Here is a 4,384-nt window from a genome sequence, read left to right on the forward strand (position 1 = left end):
CCCATCTACCCGCCGACGACGACCTGTCCGGCTACGCCGACCTGCTCGCCGACCTGGATGACCGCGCCCTGCGCGGCTACCTCACCGGCAGCATCGACGCCGTCCTGCGCGTCACCGGCCCCGACGGCCCGCGCTTCGTCATCGTCGACTACAAGACCAACCGCCTCGGCGTCGACCGCCTGACCGTCGACCACTACACCCGCCCGCGCATGGCCGCCGAGATGCTGCGTTCGCACTACCCGTTGCAGGCGCTGCTGTATTCGGTCGCCCTGCACCGCTATCTGCGCTGGCGGCTGCCCGGCTACGACCCGGCCCGCCATCTCGGCGGCTGCCAATACCACTTCGTGCGCGGCATGATCGGCCCCGGCACCCCGCCCGGCCACGGCGTGTTCGACTGGCACCCGCCCGCCGGACTCGTCGTCGCCCTGTCGGATCTGCTCGCGGGCTCGGACGAACCCGCTGGGGAGGAGGGGCGATGACCGCGATCCAGGTGGCCCAGCGTGGCACCGGCCTGCTGCGCGTGTTCAACGAGGCGGGCGTGCTGTCGGCCGCCGACGTGCACGTGGCGGTCCGGCTCGGCAGGCTCGGGCGGGAGGACTCCGAGCTGGTGTTGTTCGCCGCCGCGCTGGCCGTGCGCGCGGTGCGTTCCGGCTCGGTGTGCCTGGAACTGGAACGCATGCGCGAGATCGGCGTGGACGCCGACGAGGACTGGGACGCCGGCCAGGGCGTCGACCCGGCCACGCTGCCCTGGCCCGATATCGACGCGGTGATCGCGGCGCTGCGGGTGAGTCCGCTGGTGTGCGGCGGCCCGGCCGGACCGCTGTGCCCGCTGCGGCTGGTGCCGCCCGCCGCGGGCGAGGACGGCGGCCCACTGCTCTACCTGGACCGCTACCACCGGCAGGAACAGACCATCCGCCGGGTGCTCACCGAACGCGCCGCCGGCCATCCGGCCGTGGACGCCGAAGTGGCCCGCCGCGAACTCGACCGCCTCTTCAGCGCAGGTTCTGCCGGTGATCGCGCCGCTGAGCCGACCGGCGGCACAGCCGCGCCGGACCGCCAGCGCCTGGCCGCGGCCCTGGCCGCCACCCACTGGACCACCGTGATCGCGGGCGGCCCCGGCACAGGGAAGACCCACACCATCGCCAGGGTGCTGGCCCTGCTGGAGGGGCTGCGCCGGGCCGACCCGAAGGCCGCGCCGCTGCGCATCGCCCTGGCCGCCCCCACCGGTAAGGCCGCCGCCCGGCTCCAGGAGGCGGTACGCGAACAGGCGGGCGCGCTCGGTCTGCCCGAGCTGACCGCCGCCACCGTGCACCGGCTGCTCGGCTGGCAGCGCGGTCGAGGGAACCGCTTCCGGCACAACGAGTTCAACCGCCTGCCCTACGACGTGGTCGTGGTCGACGAGACCTCGATGGTGTCGCTGACCATGATGAGCAGCCTGCTCTCGGCGCTGCGGCCGGACACCCGGCTCGTCCTCGTCGGCGATCCCGACCAACTTGCCTCGGTCGACGCGGGCGCGGTGCTGGCCGACCTGGTCGCCGGACCCGTCACGGGCGCGCCCAACCCGCTGCTCGACGAGATCCTCGGCGCCCCGCTCCCGGATGCCGCCGCCCATCCCGAAGGGCTCACCGCGCTGGAGCGCGCCAGGATGCGCGGCGGCATCGTGCGCCTGACCAGGGGCAGGCGCTTCGGCGGTCACATCGCCGAACTGGCCGTCGCGGTCCGGGCAGGCGACGCCGACCGCGCCCTCGACCTGCTGCGCGCGGGTGGCGAGGACTTGTCGCTGTGCGGGCCGGAGGAGATCGAGGCGGTGCGCGCCGACGTGACGCGCGCCGCCCGCACCGTCTCCGAAGCCGCCCGCGCGGGCGATGCCGCGGCCGCCCTGGACGCGCTGGAATCGCACCGGCTGCTGTGCGCGCACCGCCGGGGCCCGTTCGGCGTGGAGCGCTGGGACCGGATGGCGGGGGAGTGGGCCGCCGCCGCGGGCGCTGGGCCGGACGGCGCGAACTCGCCCTGGTATCCCGGCCAGCCGCTGCTGGTCACCGCCAACGACCACGAGGCGCGCATCTACAACGGCGACACCGGCGTCATCGTCGGCATGCCCGACGGCTCGCTGCGCGCGGCCCTGCTGCGCGGCAGCGAACCCTATCTGGTGCACCCAACCCAGTTCCCGGCCGTGAGCACGGTGTTCGCCATGACCATCCACCGCAGTCAGGGCAGTCAGTACGACACCGTCTCCATCGTGCTGCCCGAACCCGAATCCACCCTGCTCACCAGGGAACTGCTCTACACCGCCATCACCCGCGCCCGCGGGCACGTGCGGATCATCGGCACCGAGGAGGCCATCCGCGCCGCGGTGGGGCGGCGGGTGTTGCGCGCCAGCGGTCTGGCCAGGCGCGCGCAGGCTCCCACCTGAACGGGCCCCGCCCTGGTTCGTCGCGACAGGCGCCGCGTCCTCGCCGCCGTGCTGCCCGCGCGGGGCGTCAGACCAGGCCGAACATCCTGGCGCCGTTCTCCCAGAACACCTTCCGCTGCCAGTCCGCGCCGAGGTCGAGCCGCTCCACGGCCCGCACCGCGTGCGTGTAGGAGTACGGGATGTTGGGGAAGTCGCTGCCGAACAGGATGCGATCCGACAGCGCCCGCAGCCGGCCGTATTCGGCGCGCGGGTAGGGCGCGTCCTGCTCGCAGAAGTCGGTCCACGCCATCGTGGTGTCCAGCGACACCGTCGGATGGCGCTCGGCCAGGTCGAGGAACTCGCTGTACTCCGGGGTGCCCATGTGCGCGACGATCAGCCGCAGCCCGGGGAAGCGGCCGAGCAGTTCGGCGATCGGCTCGGGACCGGTGAACCGGCCGGGAGCGGGACCGGAGCCGCAGTGGATCACCACCGGCACGCCCGCCTCGGCGATCAGCCCCCACACCGGGGTGAGCAGCGGATCGTTCGGGGCGAAGTCGCCGACCTGGATGTGCACCTTGAACACCCGCGCCCCGCGCTCGATCGCGGTGGCGACGTAGTCGGCGGCCGTCGGTTCGGGATAGAAGGTGGCGGTGTGCAGACAGTCCGGGGTGGCGGCGGCGAACTCCGCGGTCCAGCCGTTGAGCCAGGCCGCCATGTCCGGCTTGTGTGGGTACACCAGCGCGGTGAACGCGCGAACGCCGAAGGCGCGCAGCGTCTTCAGCCGTACCTGCTCCTCGTCGCGGTAGGTGATCGGCCACGGCCTTCCCACCAGCGGGCCCGCCGAGTCGAAGTAGGCCCACACCTTGTTCATCACCGACTCCGGCATGAAATGGGTGTGCACGTCGACGATGCCGGGCAGCGCCAGCCGTTCCCTGAGCCCGGCCAGGTAGGCCACATCGTCGGCGTAGTCGTTCACCGCCGAGTACTCGCCGTGGTGATGACGACCGCTCATGAGACCTCCGTCCTCGGGGGAGCCGCGCCGCGGGCGGGCGGGTACAGCGCCGCCGCGAAATCCCCCACCCGGGCGATCAACCGCGCGAAGAACGCCTCGGGGTCGGTGCCGACCACGATGTCGGCGTTGGGCGGCCTGCCCCACATGCCCGCCCAGTCGGCCACCGTGGTTGCCCTGGTCAGCGTCCCGGCCAGCTCCACGTCCACCGTCGCGGGCCGGACGGTGGCCATGGCCGGGTCCAGCGCGACGGCCGCGGCGAACGGGTCGTGCATGTGGGCGAGATAGCCCTGGTCGTAGGCCTGGTGGAACTCGAAGTAGAAGCGGACGGCGTCGGTCAGGTGCCGGATGATCGGATTGCCCGCCGCCGAGGGCAGGCCGGGCGGATCGGCGGGCGAGGGCTCCTCGGCGGGCACGGTGCCCGCCCGCTCGGCCAGCGCGCGCAGGTGGTGTGGACGCATCTCGATGGTCTCGGTGATGTCCAGCGCGCAGATCAGCGGCCTGCGGTCGGCCGGAGCGGCGGAGAAGGCATCGAAGACCTCCTTGGCCGCCTCCGGGTCGACGTGCACGTTCCACTCGTTGGTCGGTGTCGTGTTGCCCGGGTGGTTGAACGCCCCGCCCATCACCACCAGCCTGCGCAGCAGCCGCGGCAGCCGCGGCTCCAGCCGCAACGCCAGCGCCAGATTGGTCAACGGCCCGGTGCACAGGCCGACGATCTCACCGGGATGCGCGCGGACCGTCTCCACCCACATCCGCGCCGCCGAACGCGGGGACAGCGAACGCCGCGACACCGGCAGCCGCGCGTGCCCGACGCCCCGCGGCCCGTGGGTGTCCTCGGTGGTGCGCAACTCGATCGCCAGCGGCCGCGCGGCGCCGCGCGCCCCCGCGATGTGCGGGGGGGGGGGCCCGGCGGGCCCCGCCCGCTTGTTTGCCGCGCCCGGCGCGGCGCCCACCGTGCCCCCCCGCGGCGCGCTGGCGGGCCA

At 73.8% G+C, this 4,384-nt stretch carries 3 protein-coding genes and 1 pseudogene; 2 read left to right on the top strand and 2 right to left on the bottom strand.

Annotated elements, in window-relative coordinates; translation table 11 throughout:
• Both QH283_RS06815 and recD read left to right on the top strand, forming a co-directional pair.
• A pseudogene (locus tag QH283_RS06815) lies at positions 1-479 on the top strand (PD-(D/E)XK nuclease family protein); the annotation flags it as partial.
• Positions 476-2,413, top strand: a complete 1,938-nt coding sequence (gene recD, locus QH283_RS06820; protein ID WP_280502166.1) for an exodeoxyribonuclease V subunit alpha — start codon at positions 476-478, stop codon at positions 2,411-2,413. The pseudogene QH283_RS06815 and the gene recD, both read left to right, overlap by 4 nt.
• Before the next feature lie 67 nt (positions 2,414-2,480).
• Here the strand turns inward: recD and QH283_RS06825 are convergent, their stop codons facing one another.
• Both QH283_RS06825 and QH283_RS06830 read right to left on the bottom strand, forming a co-directional pair.
• Complete coding sequence (locus QH283_RS06825) at positions 2,481-3,404, bottom strand: amidohydrolase family protein (RefSeq protein WP_280502167.1); 924 nt, start codon at positions 3,402-3,404, stop codon at positions 2,481-2,483.
• A partial coding sequence (locus QH283_RS06830) for a nucleoside hydrolase (protein WP_280502168.1) occupies positions 3,401-4,384 on the bottom strand: 984 nt, incomplete at its 5' end. The genes QH283_RS06830 and QH283_RS06825, both read right to left, overlap by 4 nt.

It is taken from the genome of Nocardia farcinica, assembly GCF_029867845.1.
Classification (GTDB): Bacteria; Actinomycetota; Actinomycetes; order Mycobacteriales; family Mycobacteriaceae; genus Nocardia; species Nocardia farcinica_A.

What these genes read in the sequence shown, in the direction of transcription:
- QH283_RS06825 (WP_280502167.1), bottom strand. Translation starts at nt 3,404, where the DNA reads ATGAGCGGTCGTCATCACCACGGCGAGTACTCGGCGGTGAACGACTAC.
- recD (WP_280502166.1), top strand. Translation starts at nt 476, where the DNA reads ATGACCGCGATCCAGGTGGCCCAGCGTGGCACCGGCCTGCTGCGCGTG.